Origin of the sequence: Isoalcanivorax indicus, from assembly GCF_003259185.1 — a bacterium.
Taxonomy (GTDB): Bacteria; Pseudomonadota; Gammaproteobacteria; order Pseudomonadales; family Alcanivoracaceae; genus Isoalcanivorax; species Isoalcanivorax indicus.
Window position 1 is genome coordinate 282,063 of sequence record NZ_QGMP01000002.1, and the last position, 20,771, is coordinate 302,833.

General features: G+C 62.2%; 17 protein-coding genes. 9 read left to right on the forward strand and 8 right to left on the reverse strand.

What is annotated here, in order from left to right; all coding sequences use genetic code 11:
• Positions 1-3 precede the first annotated feature (3 nt).
• Entirely contained in the window at positions 4-2,868 is a 2,865-nt protein-coding gene (locus DKW65_RS13150; protein ID WP_111657874.1) for a putative bifunctional diguanylate cyclase/phosphodiesterase, read from the reverse strand.
• A gap of 157 nt (positions 2,869-3,025) precedes the next feature.
• Between DKW65_RS13150 and uvrD the strand changes: the two genes are divergently transcribed.
• Entirely contained in the window at positions 3,026-5,182 is a 2,157-nt protein-coding gene (gene uvrD / locus DKW65_RS13155) for a DNA helicase II (RefSeq protein WP_111657875.1), read from the forward strand.
• A 59-nt stretch (positions 5,183-5,241) separates the two neighbouring features.
• The gene (locus DKW65_RS13160) at positions 5,242-6,351 is read left to right on the forward strand and encodes a TRAP transporter substrate-binding protein (RefSeq protein ID WP_111657876.1); all 1,110 of its coding nucleotides are present in this window, start codon (positions 5,242-5,244) and stop codon (positions 6,349-6,351) included.
• 10 nt (positions 6,352-6,361) lie between these two features.
• Here DKW65_RS13160 and DKW65_RS13165 read toward each other — a convergent pair whose 3' ends face one another.
• The 3 genes from DKW65_RS13165 to DKW65_RS13175 form a co-directional block, all read right to left on the reverse strand.
• Positions 6,362-6,901 carry a YggT family protein gene (locus tag DKW65_RS13165; RefSeq protein WP_111657877.1) on the reverse strand — a complete coding sequence of 180 codons (540 nt, stop codon included), beginning with the start codon at positions 6,899-6,901 and terminating at the stop codon, positions 6,362-6,364.
• A 110-nt stretch (positions 6,902-7,011) separates the two neighbouring features.
• Positions 7,012-7,821 carry a pyrroline-5-carboxylate reductase gene (gene proC / locus DKW65_RS13170; RefSeq protein ID WP_111657878.1) on the reverse strand — a complete coding sequence of 270 codons (810 nt, stop codon included), beginning with the start codon at positions 7,819-7,821 and terminating at the stop codon, positions 7,012-7,014.
• A gap of 60 nt (positions 7,822-7,881) precedes the next feature.
• Positions 7,882-8,562, reverse strand: coding sequence for a YggS family pyridoxal phosphate-dependent enzyme (locus DKW65_RS13175; RefSeq protein WP_111657879.1), 681 nt, complete (start codon positions 8,560-8,562; stop codon positions 7,882-7,884).
• A 148-nt stretch (positions 8,563-8,710) separates the two neighbouring features.
• On the opposite strand from DKW65_RS13175, the gene DKW65_RS13180 reads away from it, so the two are divergent.
• The 4 genes from DKW65_RS13180 (at position 8,711) to DKW65_RS13190 (ending at position 11,963) form a co-directional block, all read left to right on the forward strand.
• Positions 8,711-9,745 carry a type IV pilus twitching motility protein PilT gene (locus DKW65_RS13180; protein ID WP_111657880.1) on the forward strand — a complete coding sequence of 345 codons (1,035 nt, stop codon included), beginning with the start codon at positions 8,711-8,713 and terminating at the stop codon, positions 9,743-9,745.
• A gap of 11 nt (positions 9,746-9,756) precedes the next feature.
• On the forward strand, positions 9,757-10,878 hold the full coding sequence (locus DKW65_RS13185; RefSeq protein WP_111657881.1) for a PilT/PilU family type 4a pilus ATPase: 1,122 nt from the start codon (positions 9,757-9,759) through the stop codon (positions 10,876-10,878).
• Positions 10,879-10,988: 110 nt separating this feature from the next.
• Positions 10,989-11,180 (forward strand): hypothetical protein, encoded by a 192-nt coding sequence (locus DKW65_RS15935; protein ID WP_162925868.1) that lies wholly within the window; start codon positions 10,989-10,991, stop codon positions 11,178-11,180.
• A 30-nt stretch (positions 11,181-11,210) separates the two neighbouring features.
• Positions 11,211-11,963, forward strand: coding sequence for a hypothetical protein (locus DKW65_RS13190; RefSeq protein ID WP_111657882.1), 753 nt, complete (start codon positions 11,211-11,213; stop codon positions 11,961-11,963).
• Between the two features lie 30 nt (positions 11,964-11,993).
• Here DKW65_RS13190 and DKW65_RS13195 read toward each other — a convergent pair whose 3' ends face one another.
• Positions 11,994-12,854, reverse strand: coding sequence for a pirin family protein (locus DKW65_RS13195; protein WP_111657883.1), 861 nt, complete (start codon positions 12,852-12,854; stop codon positions 11,994-11,996).
• Between the two features lie 29 nt (positions 12,855-12,883).
• Complete coding sequence (locus DKW65_RS13200) at positions 12,884-13,879, reverse strand: glutathione S-transferase family protein (protein ID WP_111657884.1); 996 nt, start codon at positions 13,877-13,879, stop codon at positions 12,884-12,886.
• A gap of 165 nt (positions 13,880-14,044) precedes the next feature.
• Between DKW65_RS13200 and DKW65_RS13205 the strand changes: the two genes are divergently transcribed.
• Genes DKW65_RS13205 through DKW65_RS13215 form a run of 3 tightly spaced genes read left to right on the forward strand, consistent with a single transcriptional unit; the run spans position 14,045 to position 15,828 of the window.
• Positions 14,045-14,965, forward strand: a complete 921-nt coding sequence (locus tag DKW65_RS13205; protein ID WP_111657885.1) for a LysR family transcriptional regulator — start codon at positions 14,045-14,047, stop codon at positions 14,963-14,965.
• Positions 14,952-15,230: a DUF1653 domain-containing protein gene (locus DKW65_RS13210; protein ID WP_111657886.1), complete on the forward strand. Its 279-nt coding sequence runs from the start codon at positions 14,952-14,954 to the stop codon at positions 15,228-15,230. The genes DKW65_RS13205 and DKW65_RS13210 overlap by 14 nt, the downstream gene beginning before the upstream one ends.
• 55 nt (positions 15,231-15,285) lie before the next feature.
• Positions 15,286-15,828 (forward strand): DUF4136 domain-containing protein, encoded by a 543-nt coding sequence (locus DKW65_RS13215; protein WP_111657887.1) that lies wholly within the window; start codon positions 15,286-15,288, stop codon positions 15,826-15,828.
• Here DKW65_RS13215 and DKW65_RS13220 read toward each other — a convergent pair.
• Positions 15,794-18,637 (reverse strand): PAS domain-containing protein, encoded by a 2,844-nt coding sequence (locus DKW65_RS13220; RefSeq protein ID WP_111657888.1) that lies wholly within the window; start codon positions 18,635-18,637, stop codon positions 15,794-15,796. The genes DKW65_RS13215 and DKW65_RS13220 overlap by 35 nt on opposite strands.
• Positions 18,638-18,769: 132 nt before the next feature.
• Positions 18,770-20,704, reverse strand: coding sequence for a metallophosphoesterase family protein (locus DKW65_RS13225; RefSeq protein ID WP_111657889.1), 1,935 nt, complete (start codon positions 20,702-20,704; stop codon positions 18,770-18,772).
• Positions 20,705-20,771: the final 67 nt, after the last annotated feature.

Consider the following 20,771-nt stretch of genomic DNA (forward strand, 5'->3'; position numbering starts at 1 on the left):
TTGTCAGGCGCGTGCCTGCTGCTGGGCCTTGAGCAGCTTGAGCAACTCGGCCTCCGGCACCGGCTTGCTGATCAGGTAGCCCTGGATGCTGTCGCAGCCCATGCCGCGCAGTATCTCCAGGTGCGAGGCGGTCTCCACCCCTTCCGCGACGACGCGCAGGTTCAGGCTGTGGGCCATGTCGATGATAGCGCGGGTGATGGCGGCATCATCGGGGCTCTGGTCCAGTTCGGTGATGAAGGAGCGGTCGATCTTCAGGGTGTCGATGGGGAAGCGCTTCAGGTAGCTCAGCGACGAATAGCCGGTGCCGAAGTCATCCAGTGACAACTCTACCCCACGCGTGCGCAGTGATTGCAGCAGCGCAATGTTCTTGTCCAGATCTTCCATGATCAGGCTTTCCGTCAACTCCAGTTCCAGCAGGTGTGCTGGCAGCCCGGTGGTGTGCAGTACCCGGTCGACGATCTCCAGTACATTGCCCTTGCGGAACTGGTGCGCCGACAGGTTTACCGAGACGCAGACATCGGTGAAGCCCTGCTTGTGCCATTGGGTGGCCTGACGGCAGGAGCGCTCCAGCACCAGTTCGCCAATGGCGCTGATCAGGCCGGTTTCCTCGGCCAGCGGGATAAAATCCTTCGGCGGCAGCAGGCCCATGGTGGGGTGCTGCCAGCGCACCAGTGCTTCCACTGACGTGATCCGGTCGCTGGCCAGGTCCATCTTCGGTTGGTAATACACCACGAATTCGTTCTTGAAGATCGCCTTGCGCAGGCTGGTTTCCAGCGCCAGTTGTTCCACCGAGGCCACGCGCATGTCGCTGGAGTAGAACTGGTAGTTGTTGCCGCCGGCGCGCTTGGCCTGATGCATGGCCAGGTCGGCCTGGTTGATCAGGGTCTGCACATCCTTGGCCGTGTCGGGGAACACGCTGACGCCCAGGCTGGCGCCGAGCAGCAGTTCATGCTGGTCAAAGTGGAACGGCCGACGCATGGCGTTGATCAGCTTCTGGCAGGTTTTCTCCAGATCCGTGCGGCGGGAATAATTCTCGACCACCAGGGTGAACTCGTCGCCGCCAACGCGGGCCAGGTTTTCCTCGGCAAAGCCGCAGCCGCGCAGCCGCTCGGCCGCCAGCTTCAGCAGGCGGTCGCCCACCTCGTGGCCCAGGGAGTCGTTGATCGGCCGGAAGCGGTCCAGATCAATGAACACCAGCGCCGTGCGTTCGCGGTTCAGGCGCGCCAGGGTCAGGCTCTTGTGCAGCCGCTCGCGGAACTGGTTGCGGTTGGCGAAGCCGGTCAGGCGATCGAAGTTGGAGAGAAACTGGACCCGCTCCTCGGCTTCTTTCCTGGCGGTAAGATCGGAGAACATGCCGACATAATGCGTTAATCGGCCTGATTCGTCGTAAACGGCGCTGATTTGCAGCCACTCGGGGTAATGCTCGCCGGTCTTGCGGCGCTCCATCAGTTCCCCTTCCCAGAAGCCCTCGTTATTGAGCGCCCTGACGATATCCCGGTAGATCTGCTCATTCTCGGGCAGGTTGCCTATCTCGCCAATGGACTGCCCGAGCACTTCCCGCTCGTGGTAGCCGGTGATGCGGGTAAAGCAGTCATTGACGGTGAGGAAGTGGAAATTGCGGTCGAAGATGAAGATGGCTTCCGAGGCGTTTTCGAACACGGTGGCGGCCAGCCGCAGCTGTTCACGGGCTTCCTTGTCTTCGGTGATATCGCGACGGGTGCCGATCATGCGGGTGGCCCGGCCGGCCTGGTTCCACGCGACCACGCGGCCCTCATCCTGGATCCAGTGCCAGCTCCCGTCGGCATGCTGCAGGCGATAGACCACCTGATACTGACTGCTGCGGCCTTTGAAATGCTCCACCATGGCATCGCGAATGCGTGGGAAGTCGGTGGGGTGTACCAGGCGGCGCAAGTCTTCCATGAAGTTGCCCAGCGCCTCGGGCTGGTAACCCAGCAGCCGCTCGAAATTCGAATGGAAGGTCTCACCACTGACCAGATTCCAGTCCCACAGGCAGATATTGCTGGCATCCAGGGCCAGCTGCAGCCGTTGGCCCGTAGCGGCGAGTTCGGTATTGGTCTGCTCCAGCGCCCGGGTTCGTTCGAGTACGGTGCTTTCGAGGCGGTCGCGCGAATCCTGCAAGCGTTGCCGGGCCTCCTTGCGCTGGCAGATCTCGAGGGCCAGCTTCTCGTTGATCGCCTCGGCGTCGCTGCGGGCCCGGTCCAGCCAGGCGATCAGGGATTCATTGCGCGCTTGCAGGGCGAGCGTATCACGGCTGCTGAGGTTCAGGCGGCGGGCGGCCAGCAGGCCGAATACGGTAAAGATGCCGACACCCACAGCGAAGGGGTAATAGTCCGGTGAGGCCAGCACCAGATGCAGACCAAGCGGCACCATGACCGCCAGGGCGTACAGCGTGGCGGTCAGCAGATGGACGCCGCAGGTGGCCACCGCGATGACGGTGACGCCCAGCGTGAGGGTCAGGGCCAGTGCCTGGAGCGTTACGGCGCCGGGCTGGAACAGTGCGGCGGCCGGATTGAGCCAGACCAGAGCGAAGCCGAACAGGGCGCCACCGCTCACTGTGGCGGCCATCAGTGCCAGTCGCCAGCCCGCCAGGGACGCCGCCTCGGTGTCGAGCTGCCGCATCAGCTGGGTGATCGCATGGCGCAACAGGAGCAGCGCCAGCACCACGGCCCCCCATAACAGCAGCTGCCACAGGGGCACGCCGCTGTGGCGATAGAAGATGATCAGGGTCAGGGCGGCCAGCGCTTCCACCACATGCAGCACGGGCAAGGCGCGCGCCAGCAGACGGGTCTGTGCATCGTTGAGCGCACGACCGGTCAAAGGCGTAAACGATGGTTCCGCTGCTGGCAAATTCCCCTCCCGCCCGATCACTTGCTTGGGTGACCGGGTTTTTGGATTCAGTGTAGCCGCGAGGCGGCAACAGTAAAACAGGGGTTTACAACTTTCGGAGTATGGCTGTTGGTATTATGAGCAGATTGGCGCCGGGATTCAGGTAGAATGCCCGCCCATGATAGATGACGTAACCTCCCTGATAGATGGACTCAACCCGGCCCAGCGCGATGCGGTGGCGGCCGACAACCCCCATTTGCTGGTGCTGGCCGGTGCCGGCTCGGGCAAGACCCGCGTGCTGGTGCATCGTATTGCCTGGCTGGTGGCCACCGAGCAGGTCTCCCCCTACGGCATTCTTGCGGTCACCTTCACCAACAAGGCGGCTGCCGAGATGCGTGGTCGCATCGAGCAGTTGCTCGGCATGCCGGCCTCCGGCATGTGGGTGGGCACCTTTCACGGCATTGCCCACCGGCTGCTGCGCGCGCACTGGCAGGAGGCCGGGCTGCCCGAGGCCTTCGAGATCCTCGACGCCGATGACCAGCAGCGCATCATCAAGCGGGTCCTGCGGGAGCTGGGCCTGGACGAGCAGCGCTGGCCCGCCCGTCAGGCGCAGTGGTTCATCAACAGCCAGAAAGACGAAGGCCTGCGCGCGGCGCACATGGAGCCCGGCGGCGACCTGTTCCTGCAGACCATGCAGAAGATCTATGCGGCCTATGAGGCCGTGTGTGCCCGCAGCGGGCTGGTGGACTTCAACGAATTGCTGCTGCGCGCCCTGGAACTGATCCGCGATAACGATGACCTGCTGGGCCACTATCAGCGCCGCTTCCGCCATATTCTGGTGGACGAGTTCCAGGACACCAACGCGATCCAGTACGCCTGGCTGCAACTGCTGGCGAAAGGCGGCAGCGGTGTCACCATCGTCGGTGACGATGACCAGTCCATCTACGGCTGGCGGGGCGCCCGGATCGAGAACATCCAGCGGTTGAGCCGGGATTTCGACGGCTTGCGCACCATTCGCCTGGAGCAGAACTACCGCTCCACCGGCACCATCCTGCAGGCCGCCAACGCCGTGATCGCCAACAACAGCGACCGGCTGGGCAAGGAGCTGTGGACCGAGATCAGTGATGGCGAGCCGATCCGCCTGTACGCCGGCTTCAACGAGGTCGACGAGGCGCGGTTTATCGCCGGACGCGTGCAGAAGCTCCAGGAAGAGGGCCTCAGCCGTAACGACATGGCCGTGCTGTATCGCTCCAACGCCCAGTCGCGGGTGCTGGAAGAGGCCTTCCTGCAGAGCGGTATTCCCTACCGCATCTATGGCGGGCAGCGCTTCTTCGAGCGGGCTGAAATCAAGAACGCGCTTGGCTACCTGCGCCTGCTGGTGAACCGCGATGCCGACCCGGCCTTCGAGCGGGTGGTGAACACCCCGACCCGGGGCATTGGCGCCAAGACCCTGGAAACGGTGCGCGAGCAGGCGCGCCTGCGCGGCGCCAGCCTGTGGGAAACCGCCGTGGCCATGGTTGGCGATGGCTCACTTCCCGGGCGGGCCGCCTCGGCCCTGGGCAGCTTTATCGACATGGTCAATCGCATGGCCCGCGACAGTGAAGGGCTGGCGCTGTGGGAGCGCACCGAGCATGTGCTGGCCACTTCCGGGCTGATCGAGTTCCATGCCAGTGAGAAGGGCGAAAAAGGCCAGCAACGGGTCGAGAACCTGCGCGAACTGGTTACCGCTACGCGCCAGTTCGGCGACGACGAGGTGGAGGAGGGCATGGACGTGCTCCTGGCCTTCCTCGACCACGCGGCGCTGGAAGCCGGTGAACGCCAGGCGGGCGAATACGATGACGCGGTGCAGATGATGACCCTGCATTCCGCCAAGGGACTGGAGTTTCCGGTCGTCTTCATGGCGGGCCTGGAGGAGGGGCTGTTCCCGCACCAGATGTCCGCTGACGAGCCGGGCCGGCTGGCGGAAGAGCGCCGCCTCTGCTACGTGGGCATCACCCGGGCCATGCGCCAGCTTTACATGACCTATGCCGAGAGCCGCCGCCTGTACGGCAGCGAGCAGCTGAATGCGCCCTCACGCTTCCTGCGCGAGATTCCGGCGGGTCTGCTGGAAGAAGTGCGCCTGCGCGGTGGCATGAATCGTCCGGTCAGCCGCGGCACCGAGGGCGAGACGGTACAGGGCTTTCAGCTGGGTATGCGAGTGTTGCACCCCAAGTTTGGTGAAGGGACCATTCTGCATTTCGAGGGGCAGGGCCCGAATGCGCGCTTGCAGATCAATTTCGATGACGCCGGCAGCAAGTGGCTGGTCAGCCAGTACGCCCGGCTGGATATTATCTGAGATACCCGCTTCTGAAATAGACACAACAAGACGGCGCTGAGCGCCCCTGGAGCCTGATCATGGACAGACGCAAGTTCGTATCCACGCTGGGGTTGGGGTCGGCCGCCGCGCTGGCGGCCGGGTGCAGCCCGCAGGATTGCGGCCCGGCTGCGGAGGGTGACGGCCAGACGTACCGCTGGCGCATGGTCACCACCTGGCCGAAGAACTACCCCGGTGTGGGCACCGGTCCGGAGCGCTTTGCGCAGCTGGTGGAGGCCATGTCTGGCGGCCAGATGCGCATCCGTGTCTACGGTGCCGGTGATCTGGTGCCTGCGTTCGAAACCTTCGATGCGGTGTCCCAGGGCAGTGCGGAGATGGGCCATGGTGCCTCCTACTACTGGCGCGGCAAGCACCCGGCGACGCCCTTCTTCACGGCCGTGCCGTTCGGCCTGAACGCCCAGGAAATGAACGCCTGGATCAGCCGTGGTGGCGGCCAGAAGCTCTGGGATGACCTGTATGCCGGCTTCAACCTCAAGCCGTTCCGGGCCGGCTGCACCGGCACCCAGATGGCGGGCTGGTACAACAAGGAAATCAATTCGCTGGCGGACCTGCGCGGCCTGCGCATCCGCATCCCGGGTCTGGGCGGCGAGGTGATGCGCAAGGTCGGCGCGACACCGGTGCAACTGCCGGGCGGCGAGGTCTATACCGCCATGCAGACCGGCGCCATCGACGCCGCCGAATGGGTGGGCCCCTACAACGACATCACCTTCGGCTTCCAGCGCATTGCCCGCTATTACTACTATCCGGGCTGGCAGGAGCCGGGGCCGCTGCTGGAACTGATCATTAACCTGGAGAAGTGGCAGGCGCTGCCGCCACGGCTGCAGACCATCATCGAGGCCGCGGCGCTGGCGGTGAACCAGGAGGTGTACGACGAATACACCGAGCGCAATGCCGCGGCCCTGGAAGAGCTGGTGGACAAGCACAAGGTGCAGTTGCGACGCCTGCCGGACGACGTGATCGATGCCCTGAAAGTCGCCAGTGACGAGGTGCTGGAAACGCTGGTGTCAGGCAACGCCCAGGCTGAGGCGGTGTACGACTCCTATCGCGCCTTCGAGAAGCGCGCCGTGGCCTATCACGCCATCGCCGAAGAGGCCTACTACCAGATCCGCACCCGGACCCGCGATCTGTAGCGGCAGCGCTTCAGATCGCGAAGAGAATCATCAGGAACTGCAGCCCCAGCAGAACCACCAGCGGACTCAGGTCCAGCCCGCCCATGGGCGGCAGGATGCGGCGTACCGGCGCCATCACCGGCTCGGTGATCTGCGTCATGATGGCGGTGAAGGGATTGTAGGGGTCGGGCGCCACCCAGCTGAGAATCACCCGGATCAGCACGGCGAAGAACAGGTAGTTGATCATCAGACTGGCCAGCGAGCGTAGCGCATAGATGACCAGCGCCGGGACGGGCGGTACGCCCTGGCCGTTCAGGACCACCACCAGCACCGTCTTCAGGATAATCAGGACCACCACCATGACCAGGGAGGCGACATCCACCGTACTGCTGCCTGGCACCATCCGCCGTAGCGGCGTCAGGACCGGATTGGTCGCCTTGACCACGAACTGCGATACCGGGTTATAGAAGTCAGCCCTGACCAACTGCAGGATAAAGCGCGTCAGCAGCAGGAAAATGAACAGGTTGATGGCGACATCAATCAGAAACGTCATCGCGCCCTGTGGGTTCATCGGCGACTCCCGTGGTATCCGGTAACAGGCGGCATCACCCGCCGGGGCAGGTGTGCAGGGGCGGGGCAGACAGCGCCTGACCCCGGCCTGTGTAGTATCGGGTCAGCGCCCTATTTTGCAAGCTCTCCGGCACGTTGCCGGGCCGCCTCGAGCGCCTTGTTCACCAGGGCCCGGAAATCCGCCTGTTCGAATACGCCCAGGGCTGCAGCGGTGGTGCCGCCGGGTGAGGTGACCTGCTCGCGCAGGCGCGCCGGTGAATTCTCGCTGGTGATGGCCAACTGGGCGGCGCCCCAGGCCGTCTGCAACACCAGTTGCCGCGCAGTGCGCTCGTCGAGTCCCATCTGTATGCCCGCGTCGATCATGGATTCCATCATCAGGAAAAAGTAGGCCGGGCCCGAGCCGGAAACGGCCGTGACGACATCAAGCTCGCTTTCCTGCTCGAACCAGAAGCTCAGGCCGACACTGCCGATGATCTGGGCGGCCAGTTCGCGCTGGGCGTCGCTGACGCCCGGGCCAGCGAACAGCCCGGTGGCGCCCGCCTGCACCAGCGCCGGGGTGTTGGGCATGGTGCGGACCACTGGCAGATCGCCCAGCCAGTCGCGCAGGTTGGCCACCGTGATGCCAGCGGCAATCGAGATGATCAGCGGCTGGCGGTCACCCAGGCTGTCGCGCAGGGCGGCGCACACCTCGGCCATCACTTGCGGCTTCACGGCCAGCACCAGCACATCAGCGCGCTCGGCGACATCGCTGTTGCGGGTGCTGACATGCACCCGATGCTGGCGGTTGAGTTCGTCCAGCCGATCCGCGCTGACGTCACTCATCCAGATGCGTGCCGGGCGAATGCCCTTGGCGATCATGCCGCCTGCCAGGGCCGTGGCCATGTTGCCGGCGCCGATAAAGCCAATGATCTGCTGTGCCATAACCTGTGGTTCCCGTTGTGAACTGCAAGCGTTGTGAGCTGCGGGCGGATACCGGCGCCGTCAGTCGCGCGGGCCGAACAGGGCGGTGCCGAGGCGCACCAGGGTCGCGCCTTCGGCGATGGCGGTCTCGAAATCGTCGCTCATGCCCATGGACAGGGTATCCAGGGACGTCATGGTATGACGCAATTGTGACAGTGTCATGGCGAGTGTGCGAAAGGCCGCCCGGTTGTTGTCCGGGGCGTCAGCCCGGGGAATGGCCATCAGGCCGCGCAGCCGCACCCGTGGCAGCGTCGCTACTGCCTCGGCCAGTGCGGGCAGCTCGGCCAGCGATACCCCTTGCTTGCTGGCTTCGGTGTCGATATTCACTTGCAGGCACAGATTCAGCGGCGGCAGATGCTCGGGCCGCTGGTCGCTCAGGCGCCGGGCGATCTTCTCCCGGTCCACCGAATGCACCCAGTCGAAATGGGCGGCGATATCCCGGGTCTTGTTGGACTGGATCGGTCCGATGAAATGCCAGGTCAGCGGCAGATCCGCCAGCGCGGGCTGCTTGGCCAGCGCCTCCTGGAGGTAGTTCTCGCCAAAATGATGTGCCCCGGCGCCGTGCAGGGCGCGGATGGCCGCGGCATCGCGGGTCTTGCTGACGGCCAGCAACGTCACCTCGGCCGGGTCACGCCCGGCGGAGCGACAGCTGTGTTCGATACGGTGCTGGAGCGCCGACAGGCGCGTTTCGGGATCTGTCATCGTTGAACCGCTTGGGGTGACGGGGTACCTTACTGACTTGGAGCAACGCCTAAGAGATTCTTCTGAGCCGCCAGCGCGGTGTCAGGTCTCCGGGGACACATAATAACGCAGGTTCTGCCCTCACAACCCGCAAGGTAACGAATCGCCCATGGATATCACCGAGCTGCTCGCCTTCAGCGCCAAGAACGGCGCCTCTGACTTGCACCTGTCCGCCGGCTTGCCGCCCATGATCCGGGTGGACGGCGACGTGCGGCGCATCAACTTGCCGCCCATGGAGCACAAGGAAGTCCATGCGCTGATCTACGACATCATGAACGACAAGCAGCGCAAGGACTATGAAGAGTTCCTGGAGACGGACTTCTCGTTCGAGGTGCCCGGTGTGGCCCGCTTCCGGGTCAACGCCTTCAACCAGAACCGGGGTGCCGGGGCGGTGTTCCGGACCATTCCGTCGAAAGTGCTGACGATGGAAGACCTGGGCATGGGCAAGGTGTTCCAGAAGATTGCCGAAACACCGCGTGGCATTGTGCTGGTGACCGGGCCGACCGGCTCGGGCAAATCCACCACCCTGGCGGCGATGATCGACTTCATCAACAACACCCGCTACGAGCATATCCTCACCATCGAAGACCCGATCGAATTCGTGCACGAATCGAAAAAGTGCCTGGTCAACCAGCGGGAAGTGCACCGCGACACCCTCGGCTTCGCTGAGGCGCTGCGCTCCGCATTGCGGGAAGACCCGGACATCATTCTGGTGGGTGAGATGCGTGACCTGGAAACCATCCGCCTGGCACTGACCGCGGCGGAAACCGGTCACCTGGTGTTCGGCACCCTGCACACCACCAGCGCCGCCAAGACCATTGACCGGGTGGTGGATGTATTCCCCGCCGAAGAAAAATCCATGGTGCGCTCGATGCTGTCGGAATCCCTGCAGGCGGTGGTCTCGCAAACGCTGATGAAGAAGAACGGCGGTGGCCGGGTGGCCGCGCATGAGATCATGATCGGTACGCCCGCCATCCGGAACCTGATTCGCGAAGACAAGGTGGCGCAGATGTATTCCGCCATCCAGACCGGTGCGGGCCTGGGCATGCAGACCCTGGATCAGTGCCTGCAAGGGCTGGTGCAGAAAGGGTTGGTATCGCGCGAAGCCGCCCGTGAGAAAGCCAAGATTCCGGATTCCTTCTGACGAGACACGCTATGGAACTCGAAGAACTACTGAAAATTATGGTGCAGAAGGGCGGCTCGGATCTGTTCATTACAGCGGGCGTGCCGCCGTCAATGAAGATCCATGGCAAGGTGTTGCCGGTCACCAAAACGGCGTTGACCCCGGACATGACCCGGGACATCGTGTTTGGCGTGATGACCGAGAAGCAGCGCAAGGAATTCATTGATTCCAAGGAATGCAATTTCGCCATTTCCGCGCGCGGCATCGGCCGCTTCCGGGTCAGTGCTTTCTACCAGCGTAACCTGGTGGGCATGGTCATTCGCCGCATCGAAGTGAAGATTCCGACGGTAGATGAGCTGCGTCTGCCGCCGGTGATCAAGGATCTGGCCATGACCAAGCGCGGTCTGGTTATTTTCGTCGGCGCTACCGGCACGGGTAAGTCCACCTCGCTGGCGTCGATGATTGGCCACCGCAACAAGAACTCCAAGGGCCATATCATCTCCATTGAAGACCCGATCGAATTCATTCACCAGCACCAGGGCTGTATCGTGACGCAGCGCGAGGTTGGTCTGGACACGGATTCATTCGAGATCGCGCTGAAAAACACCCTGCGTCAGGCTCCGGACGTCATCCTGATTGGCGAGATCCGGACCCGCGAAGTAATGGATTACGCCATCGCCTTTGCGGAAACCGGGCACCTGTGTCTGGCCACCCTGCACGCCAACAATGCGAACCAGGCTCTGGATCGCATCATCCATTTCTTCCCGGCGGATCGTCACGGCCAGTTGTATATGGATTTGTCACTGAACTTGCGTGGCATCGTGGCACAGCAGTTGATTCCGACACCGGACGGCAAGGGCCGCCGTGCGGTGATCGAAGTCCTGCTGAACACGCCGCTGATGGCCGATCATATCCGCAAGGGCGAGGTGCACCTGCTCAAGGAGCTGATGAAAAAATCCCGCGATCTGGGCATGCAGACCTTTGACCAGGCACTTTATGACCTCTACACCCAGGGCGAGATCACCTACGAAGACGCCATGTCCCACGCGGATGCGCCCAACGACCTGCGTCTGATGATCAAGCTGGGTGCAGAAACCAGCGCCAGTTCCCTGGACACAGCCACCCGCGGATTGTCCATCGAGGATACCGAATAAAAACAATGACATAGCAAGGCGGGCGAGCCGGTGAACTATGCTACACTATACGAGCTTGCCGCCAGCAAGGATGAGGTGTCGGAAGGCGGATTGGTTAGTCGGAGGTTGTCATGGAAAAACGGAGAAAAGCCGTGCGCAACAAGAAGCATACCGATTCTCTTGAAAGCGCGTACGCCATACAAGGCGATGGCGTGGCAGTGCTGCAGCCGGGCCGGCTGAGAGAGGATCGGGAGTTCGTTGAGAAAATTCGCAAGATGCGTGGGTACGATATTCTTGAGAAGGTTGCTACTGGGAATAATTAATCGCGCCCTCCAGATTCAAGGAATATCTCTATGGGGACGGATCCCTCATCTACTGTTATTTTTGTTCTTTCTGTTGTTACCTCGGGGTACATCCTGGCAGGCTATTGTTATGCCTTCAGGTATCGTACCGCGCGTGAGTCAGGGCACCGACTATATCTGACATGCGCAACGCTGGGTGTCGGTCTCACGTTGATCAGCCTGCTGTTTCTGTTCGCGGTCGCACTGCTTTTCTGTCTCTTTTCGCACCAACACCCCAGGGTATTACTGGACCATGCCTCGTCATGGGAACTTCTGTTTCCTGTTGTGAGCGCGTTTAACGTCCTGATCGCCTATTCTGGTGCGAAGATCTACAACAGTCTCGAGGGTGTGAAGTATACAAACATTCGAAAGGTGTGGCAGAAAGACGATTTTTCAGCCCTGTTGGCGTACGCAACAAGCCACAGGAAGTTGGTTGCTGTGACCTTGAGGTCGCGTAAGGTTTACGTGGGGCTGGTAGCGCGCACCAATGAGCCCCATTGGGAGTGCTCGCATATCACGGTACTGCCGCTCTACAGTGGATTTCGACGAGAAAGCGACCTGAAGCTTCAGCTGACCAACCGATACGAAGAGGTGTTTGATTACTTCGAGCGTGAGTCCAGTGAAGAAAGGCAGTCTGACGGAATCAAGGATTTCTATGTTGTGGCTCCGCTTTCTGACATCGTCTCATCCCACGTCTTTAATCCCGAGATTTACAAACGGCTCGGTGAGGAACCCGTGGTGTCATCTGTGCTGGATTTGCAGTAATGATCGGGGCGCCAGAGGCGCCCCGGTGTGTCAGGCGGTGAGCCGTCCATCGCGGTAATCCCGCAAGGCTTGCTCGATTTCCTCCGCCGTGTTCATGACGAAGGGGCCGTACTGCACAATCGGTTCCTTGATCGGTTTGCCGGCGATCAGCAGGAAGCGGGTGCCATCCTGGCCTGCATGGATGTGCAGGGTATCGCCGTCGCGCAATATCGCGGCATGGTGGCGCGGCACCTCGCGACCACCGATGGCGGCATCACCTTCGAACACATAGATGAAGGCATTATGCGTTTCGGGCACCGGCAGTGTTGCTGCGGTGCCCGCATCCATGCTGACATCCCAGTATTGCGGATCAGTGGTGATGCCCTGGCTGGGGCCATGTATCGGCCCTTGCACCGGCCCCTGCGCGGTGGCCACTTCTCCGGCAATCACGCGTACCGAAACGCCGTCGTCGAGCGCCGTTACGGGAATCTCGTCGGGCTGGATATCCCGATAACCCGCCGGCTTCATTTTTTCCTTCGCCGGCAGATTCAGCCACAACTGGAAGCCGCGCATGCGCCCTTCATTCTGTTGCGGCATTTCCGAGTGAATGATGCCGCGCCCGGCGGTCATCCACTGCACCCCGCCGGATTTCAGATCGCCCCGGTTGCCGAGATGATCCTCGTGCAACATATGCCCATCAAGCATGTAGGTGACGGTCTCAAAGCCGCGATGCGGATGGGACGGAAATCCTGCGATGTAGTCAGCGGCATCGTCGGAAGAAAATTCATCCAGCATCAGGAATGGGTCCAGACGCACATGGGCGGACTGGCCGAGGCTGCGCTTCAGGCGCACACCGGCGCCGTCGCTGGTGTCGCGGCCGGGAATCAGAAAATGCAGGGCTCTGGCTTGCATGATGACCTCCTCGGGCTGGGCCCGCTTTGTTACGCTTCCCGGGGGCCGAGACGATCACGATCGTGTGGCTGATCGAACGTCAGGGCAGGCCCCATGGAAACAATGCCGTACGGGTTGATGGTCGGGTGGCTGCGGAAATAGTGATTGCGGATATGCGCAATATTCACGGTCTCGGCCACGCCGGGTGTCTGGTACAGATCGCGAACATAGTTCGACAGGTTCGGGTAGTCCGCGATACGCCGGTGATCGCACTTGAAGTGGGTGGCATACACCGGATCAAAGCGCACCAGGGTGGTGAACAGCCGCCAGTCGGCTTCGGTCACCCGGTTGCCGACCAGGAAGCGCTGCGTGCTCAGGCGCTGCTCCAGGCGGTCCAGCGCCGCAAACAGTGTGGTGACCGCTTCATCATAAGCGTCCTGGCTGGTGGCAAAACCCGCTTTGTAGACCCCGTTGTTCACCTGGTCATAGATCCAGCTGTTCACCTCGTCGATGTCGCCGCGCAGGGCTTCGGGATAGAAATCACCGGGCGCGGCACCCACGCCATCAAATGCGCTGTTGAACATGCGGATGATGTCCGCAGACTCGTTGCTGGCAATGGTCTCGCGCTGGCGGTCCCACAGTACCGGCACGGTGACCCGGCCTGAGTAATGCGGGTCGGCCTTGAGGTACAGCTCATACATTCGCTGGAGTCCGTACAGCCGGTCGCCGGTGGCGCCGGGGAAGCCGGTATCCAGCGGCCAGCCCTCGCTGAGCATCAGCGGGTTGACGACGGACACGCCGATCATCTTGTCCAGGCCCTTGAGCGCACGAAAGATCAGCGTGCGGTGGGCCCAGGGGCAGGCCAGGGACACATACAGGTGATAGCGGTCGGCTTCGGCTCTGAAGCCGCCTTCACCGTCCGGGCCGGGGCTGCCGTCAGCGGTGACCCAGTTGCGAAACTGTGCTTCGCTGCGCTCGAAACGCCCGCCGGTCTTGTCCGTGTCATACCACTTGTCGTGCCAGACGCCGTCTACCAGAAGTCCCATGATGTCGCTCCCTGCCGACCCTGGGGGCCGGTTGTCGGTGAGTGGTGTGGCCAGTGCGCCACGCTATTTGTTAAAGGATACATCGGAAGATTTAATTAAAAAGACCATAATGTGGTGCTATTCTATCGAAATCACTGATGTTTTATCCGAAACCGGGATGCGGCAATGTCAGAACCCAGAATCACCCTTGAGCAATGGCGTGCCCTGCTGGCGGTGGTGGATGCGGGCGGCTATGCCCCGGCGGCCGAGGCCCTGGGCAAGAGCCAGTCGGCGGTGAGTTACGCCATTCAGAAGCTGGAAACCACTCTGGATCTGCGCGCCTTCACGCTGAAAGGCCGCAAGGCCGCCCTGACGCCCGCCGGTGAACTGCTCTACCGGCGGGCGCGTGCCCTGCTGGCGGAGGCCGAGGCCCTGGAGCAGGCGGCGGCCCACCTCAGCCTGCGCCATGAAGCGGCGATTCAGGTGGCGGTTGAGGCGCTGTTTCCCCACTGGCTGATGCTCGACTGCCTGGCGGAACTCGGTGATGCCTTTCCTGACACCCGTATCGAGTTGTTCGAGACGGTGCTCACCGGCACCGACGAGGCCCTGCTGGAACGGCGGGTCGATCTGGCCATTGCCGGCCGGATTCCGCCCGGTTTCCTCGGGGACCATCTGATGCGAGTGCGCTTTGTGCCCGTCGCCCACCCGGACCACCCCTTGCACCAGTTGAACCGGTTGCTGGACTTCAACGACCTGCGTCGACACCGGCAGCTGGTGGTCCGTGATTCGGGCCAGCGGCGGGTGGACGCGGGCTGGCTGGGTGCCGAGCAGCGCTGGACGGTAAGCCACGTGTCGTCGTCGATCCAGGCGGCCTGCCGCGGGCAGGGCTTCGCCTGGTATCCGGAGGAAAAGATTCGTCGTGAACTGGCCAGCGGTGAGCTGAAGCTGTTGCCGCTGCGTGAGGGCGGCGAGCGCTTCGCGGACCTTTATCTGGTTTACGGGGATCGCGATTATGCCGGCCCTGCGACGCGGCGGCTGGGTGATATCCTGACCCGGCGCACGCGCACGTTGTGCGAACAAGAGGACAAGACCCATGAAGGACGATGACCTGCAGCCACTGCCAGTGCTGCGCCCCGGCCGCTATCGGCATTTCAAGGGGGGGCTGTACGAGGTGCTGGGCGTTGCCCGGGACAGCGAAACCCTGACGGCACAGGTGGTATACCGTGCCCTGTACGGGGGGGGCGGGCTGTGGGTGCGTCCGTTGGCCATGTTCACGGAACAGATAGAACGTGAAGGAGTACGTATACCCCGCTTTGCGCCGGTCGAGTCGGATCAGGCCGCCACGGAAGGCTTCACGCCGGGGAGAAAATGACCGTTGTTATACTCAAAGAAGGATACCCCTTCGTCTGCCGCATTCGGGAGGCTTCATGAAACAGCTTAGCGTACACCGGCCATTTTTCATTCTGTGGCTGGCCATAACGGCCCTGCTGGCGGGTTGTTCCACCGTCACCGTGGACCATGATCGTGGTGCCAGTTTTGCAGGGCAGAATACCTACGCCATCATGCCGCACGGTGAGGATCAGGGGTATCTGTCACTGGATGCCTCGCGTATCGAGCGTAGTCTGGTCCGTGAGCTGGATGCACGCGGCTACCAGCGTGTGGCGCTGGAGGAGGCCGACATCCTGGTGCGTTACGATATTGTCGAAGAGATTCGCAACCAGTCGTCAGGCTTCAGCTATGGCTTCGGCTTCGGCCGCAACAACCTCGGTCTGGGGTTGGCCACAGCGCCGGATTCCCGTCAGATCAAGGAAGGCAAGCTGGTGGTGGAGTTCGTGACCCCGGAAGAACGTCGTGCCATCTGGCGCGGCGCCGGGCGCCGCAACCTGACAGAAGGCATGAGTTCGGAGCGTCGTGAGCGTCTGATCGACAGCCTGATTACGGAGATGCTGGCGAAGTATCCGCCGGGTTGACCTTTGCCAGGGGCAGGGCCACATAAAACGTGCTGCCTTGCCCCGGCGTACTGTCGAACCAGATTCTGCCGTCCATCTTCTCCACCAGCTCCCGCGAAATCGCCAGCCCCAGCCCTGTGCCGCCCTTGTGCTTGATGTCCGAACTGTCGGCCTGGGTGAATTTGTCGAACACGCGGGCGTGGAAGGCGGAGGGTATGCCTTCGCCCGAATCCTGTACCGAAATGATGGCCTCATGGCCCCGGCATTGCGCGCGAATCACAACGTCGCGTCCGGCGTGCGAAAATTTCGCCGCGTTGGACAGCAGGTTGGCCATGACTTGCTGGAAGCGCGCACCGTCAGCCTGCACGGTCGCGGGTTCGATGTGCTCCAGCGTGAAGTGGACCGAATATTTGTCAGCATAGCTCTTGTTGGCTTCGACAGCTTCGCGCAGCATCGGGGCCAGGGGTAGTGGCTTGCCGGTAATGTCCATCTTGCCGGAAATCAGTTTTTCCATATCGAGCAAATCGTTGATCAGCAGGATAAGGCGCTCACTGTTGTTGTAGGCAATGGTCAGAACGCGGCGCATCTCTGCGGGCACCTCGCCGAGCGCGCCCTGGGTGACCAGGCCCAGTGAGCCGAAGATGGCGGTCAGTGGCGTGCGCAGCTCGTGGCTGACGGTGGAGACGAAATTGCGTTTGAGAATATCCGAGCGCATCTCCTCGGAAATGTCCTGGATGATGGACACCATATAGCTGGGCTGATCCTCGGCGTCGTACACCAGCGACATGCTTTGCAGTACCCAGATTTCGTGCCCGAACTTGTGCAGCATGCGTTTCTTGATCTGGAACGCGGTCAGATCGCCACGCAGCAGGGCTTCGGTGCGTGCCTGTTCTTCGTCACGATCCTCGGGGTGAGTGATATTCCGGCAGTCGTGGCCCATGAGTTCAGAACGCTTGAAGCCGAGCAGGCGGCACAGCGCGGTATTCATGTCCAGCCACTCCCCGCTGGCGCGGATGATCGCCATGCCTTGCGGAGCCGTTTCGAAAGCACCTTCAAAGCGCTGCTCGCTCTCGGCCAATTGCTCGGTCAGCAGTCGCTTGTCGGTAACATCCCACATGAAGCCATCCAGCCACTGGGTGCCGTCGCGTGTATCCAGCGTCAGAGAGCCCTTGTCCTGAATCCAGACCAGGCTGCCGTCCTTGTGGCGGATGCGATAGAAGATTTCGTAGGGGCGTTTGCGCAGCAGGGCTTCGTTGATGCCTTCCAGGGCGCCGGTGTCTTCCGGCACGATGAGCTGGTTCAGGGAGCCGCGATGACCGCGTTCCAGTTCGTCCGCCTTGAAGCCGGAGAGGTCGCTGATGCGCTCGCTGACATAATGCAGCGTGCGAGCCCGGTCATGACGGCAACGATAGACGGTGCCTGGCAGACGGGACAGGATGCTGCGGAAACGCGCTTCACTCTCCGCCAGCGCTTCCTGTGTGGCGATGGATTTGGTGATGTCCGCGTGGGTGCCGAACATGACCACCGGCTCGCCGTTTGAAGAGCGCGTCATGATCTGCCCGCGGTCATGCACCCATATCCAGTGCCCGGCCTTGTGGCGCATACGATACTGGAACTCGTAGCGCTGCGTCTGTCCGCGCACATGATGGTTCAATGCCGCCTCGCAGGCGCCCTGGTCCTCCGGATGAATCAGGGACATCCAGCGCTCGCGGCTCATGGGAGACAGTTCGCTGAGATCGTGGCCGAGCATTTCCGCCCAGCGTGCGTTGAGCTGCAGCGTGTTGGCCTGTATATGCCACTCCCAGGTGCCGATGGCCGTGCCGTCGATAATGCTCTGCAGTCGCCGGGTTTCCTCCTGCAGCGCCAGCTCCATCCGCTTGCGTTCGGAGACATCGGTGATGAAGCCGTGCCAGAGTACGGCACCGTTGCTCAGTGGCTCGGGGTTGGCATGATCCTCCAGCCAGATCATGCCCTTGCGCGGATGAAAGAAGCGGAACTCATGTCGCATCGGCGTCAGTGATTTCCGCGACGCTTCTGTGGAGGTGCGGACAAAATCAAGGTCGTCCGGATGTATCCGTCCCAGCCCGGCCTGATCGCTGAGGCGCAGCGCATCGGGAGTCAGGCCGCAGGTGTCGTAGAGGCCGGAGCTCACATAAGGAAAATGGCCACTGCCATCGGCTTCGATCACATACTGGTACACCAGCCCGGGCACATTGTTGGCCATCTTTTCCAGCTTGCCGGTGGCGCCACGGTGCTTTTCATCGGCCAGGCGCAATGCCATGGCGGCGGCGACCCAGTTGGCCATCAGTGACACGAACTCGCGTTCCTGCTTGGTGAAGCGTCGGCGCGGCCCGCGTGAAAAGAATGCCAGTGTGCCGTAGGCGCGCCCCTCGATAATCACCGGAATGCCGATATAGGCCTCCAGACCAAAGGCGGCATAGGCGGGATGCGAGGCGTAGCGGGAGCGTCGGGTATGCGACACATCCCAGATTCCCCGCTGTTCCAGAATGATGCTGCAATAGGTTTCCGACAGCGGAAACATCTGACCGGAAGGCCAGAGTGCCTGGTCGGAGGAATGCGTGACCAGGCGATACTCGCCGTTGTGCACATGGCTGATGATGCCGTTATCAAGATCAAGATAGCGGCGGCCGATATCCAGCGCATTGCGCAGCCGCGCATCAAGGTCATCGGCGCCGAGGCTGCTGATACGATTGAGGGTCAGCAGGGCAGCATGCTGGCGCCGCAACGCGTTCGCTCGTCGACGATAGATAAGCCACAGTGCCACCAGCGCAGCCAGCAGCGATCCCGATAATAGGTACATGCCCAGCATCAGCGGGCTCCGCAAGCAAACAGGGTACCGGCGTCCGTCCAATGTGAACCGGTTCACGCATCATATAAGCGGGCATCAGGCGGGTAAACAGTGCCGTGCTGCCGGGAAACCCCGGCAGCAGGCAAGGGCGGGTCAGTGGGGCAGCAGGGCTATTTCCAGATCGCGGTCAGTGATCATCCACCAGAGCCCGTGGCCCTGGCTGGCGTCGAAGCCGATGACCGGCTCACTGGCGCAGCCCGGATCGCGCGGGGCGCCCCCGTCAAGCCAGCTCTCATGGAAGGCCCCTTCGATGATGCAGTCAGCCGAACCGGCCGCCGCCCAGCCGGTTGCCGTGCGGATGCCCGGCATCAACGCACGCCCGGCAAGCGCCTGGGGCACGCGGAAACTCAGGGCAAAGGCATCGGTGGGGGCGTCGCGGATATCCCATTCGCCGGTGGCGTGAGCGGGCAGGGCGTGCGGTGCCTTGGCGGAACCGTCCGGCTGGCTGCCCGGCCGACCCGCATCAGCGGTCATGTCACGACGGCCGCCCCAGGCGTTGTTGTAGATACCATTCTGGCCGCCGGTGCCGCTGATCACGAGAATGCTGGAGGCCGTCTCTGCCTCGGCAGGCAGCCAGCTCAGCGTGACATGTTTTTTCATGTCGATGGTGGTTTCCGGCACGCGCACCTGCTCACCGTCTACCACAGCACGCTGGTTGCCATTGAGGTTCGGCGTCCAGGCCTGGTGATACTGATACAGGTACTGATAGGTCAGGCGCAGCAGATCCATGCTCGATGTGGCGCGGCTCCAGTCCGGGGTATAGCCCATGGTCCGGGTCACGGAATCCACGCGGTTGAAGGTGTTGTTGATGCCGGCTTCCAGGCGTGCAATGGCACCGTCCGGCCCGCGGCATTCCGGCGTGCGATAGGTGACGTCGTGGTCCAGCACCGGCCGCGTGCCAGCGGGAATACTGTTCGGGTAAACCATCTTCTCGCAGCGGTCCGTGGTGCGGCTGAAGCGGTCGAACAGAATCCAGTTCGGGTCGGCCAGCGCGCCACGCTCGCCCAGATCATTCTGGACGGTGTGCTCGGCATACCAGGCTTCGTAGTCCACGCGCGGGCCATTGAAGCTGAGCAGTGCCGCATTGATGTCATAGGCGGGCGAGCCATTACTCATGGAATTGGACTTGTGCTGGATGATGCGCTGCACCAGCTCGCTTTCACCCCAGCGAAGCTCATAACCCTTGTAAGAAGCATTGCCTGACATGATCTGGGTGAAATAGGGCAGGCGATAATTGCCCCCGGTTTCGGTCCAGGATTTGTTGATGGCCGTGAAAGGTCCGTGCACGACGCTGCGCTGATACTGGTGCTCATGCCCCTGTACCCAGATGACGTCATTATCGATAAAGACGCGGCGGATTTCGTCATACTGGTCCTGCAGGCTGTTCTCGCCTCGCTGGCCGCTGACGATCTGTTCGCGCACCTGTCCGTACTTGGCACCAATCAGGCCGTCGTGGCTGCCGATAACGATGTGATCCACCTCATCCCGGTGCCGTTCGATGGTCTCGCGAATCCACGGGAAAGCCCCGGCCAGGCCCCAGTAACGGATATTGATAATCAGCACATTGCTGCGGATCACCGAGTAATTCAGAAACTCGGCATAGGGCATATGTTGCGCGTCTTTCGGAATGTAAGGGCGCATCGCATCAATCCAGCGCACCGTATGCGCCCAGCTGTCTTCATGGTTACCCATCAGCGGCAGAATCTCGATGCCCTCGGCCTTGTACTTGTCGGCCACCGACAGCCACTGGGCAAACTCTTCCGGCGTACCGTTATTGGTCAGATCCCCCACCGCAATGACCACGTCGGCGCCCAGCGCCTTGTGTTTGGCCAGCACCGCATCCATGGCATAGACCGCGACATTGGGGCCGTCCCCCTGGGTGTCGGGCAGCAGGCCCAGGCGCAGCGGCGCCGGTGCCGCTGCGCCGGGAGGTGTCTCGTTATTGTTGCTGGAGGAGCTGCCACCGCAGCCACTGAGTACTAGCGCGACGGCCGTTGCGGCCGCCAGCGAAAAACATAGGTAACGCATGATGAATATCCCCGAAGTCAGAGTAAGCAATCCCGTGTGGCGCGCTTCTCACGCCCGGCCTGATTCT

Coding starts and splice junctions, on each gene's coding strand:
- DKW65_RS15935 (WP_162925868.1), top strand. CDS start 10,989: ATGGAAAAACGGAGAAAAGCCGTGCGCAACAAGAAGCATACCGATTCT.
- DKW65_RS13210 (WP_111657886.1), top strand. CDS start 14,952: ATGAAGGACGATGACCTGCAGCCACTGCCAGTGCTGCGCCCCGGCCGC.
- DKW65_RS13205 (WP_111657885.1), top strand. CDS start 14,045: ATGTCAGAACCCAGAATCACCCTTGAGCAATGGCGTGCCCTGCTGGCG.
- DKW65_RS13200 (WP_111657884.1), bottom strand. CDS start 13,879: ATGGGACTTCTGGTAGACGGCGTCTGGCACGACAAGTGGTATGACACG.
- uvrD (WP_111657875.1), top strand. CDS start 3,026: ATGATAGATGACGTAACCTCCCTGATAGATGGACTCAACCCGGCCCAG.
- DKW65_RS13220 (WP_111657888.1), bottom strand. CDS start 18,637: ATGCTGGGCATGTACCTATTATCGGGATCGCTGCTGGCTGCGCTGGTG.
- proC (WP_111657878.1), bottom strand. CDS start 7,821: ATGGCACAGCAGATCATTGGCTTTATCGGCGCCGGCAACATGGCCACG.
- DKW65_RS13185 (WP_111657881.1), top strand. CDS start 9,757: ATGGAACTCGAAGAACTACTGAAAATTATGGTGCAGAAGGGCGGCTCG.
- DKW65_RS13225 (WP_111657889.1), bottom strand. CDS start 20,704: ATGCGTTACCTATGTTTTTCGCTGGCGGCCGCAACGGCCGTCGCGCTA.
- DKW65_RS13190 (WP_111657882.1), top strand. CDS start 11,211: ATGGGGACGGATCCCTCATCTACTGTTATTTTTGTTCTTTCTGTTGTT.
- DKW65_RS13160 (WP_111657876.1), top strand. CDS start 5,242: ATGGACAGACGCAAGTTCGTATCCACGCTGGGGTTGGGGTCGGCCGCC.
- DKW65_RS13195 (WP_111657883.1), bottom strand. CDS start 12,854: ATGCAAGCCAGAGCCCTGCATTTTCTGATTCCCGGCCGCGACACCAGC.
- DKW65_RS13215 (WP_111657887.1), top strand. CDS start 15,286: ATGAAACAGCTTAGCGTACACCGGCCATTTTTCATTCTGTGGCTGGCC.
- DKW65_RS13175 (WP_111657879.1), bottom strand. CDS start 8,562: ATGACAGATCCCGAAACGCGCCTGTCGGCGCTCCAGCACCGTATCGAA.
- DKW65_RS13165 (WP_111657877.1), bottom strand. CDS start 6,901: ATGAACCCACAGGGCGCGATGACGTTTCTGATTGATGTCGCCATCAAC.
- DKW65_RS13180 (WP_111657880.1), top strand. CDS start 8,711: ATGGATATCACCGAGCTGCTCGCCTTCAGCGCCAAGAACGGCGCCTCT.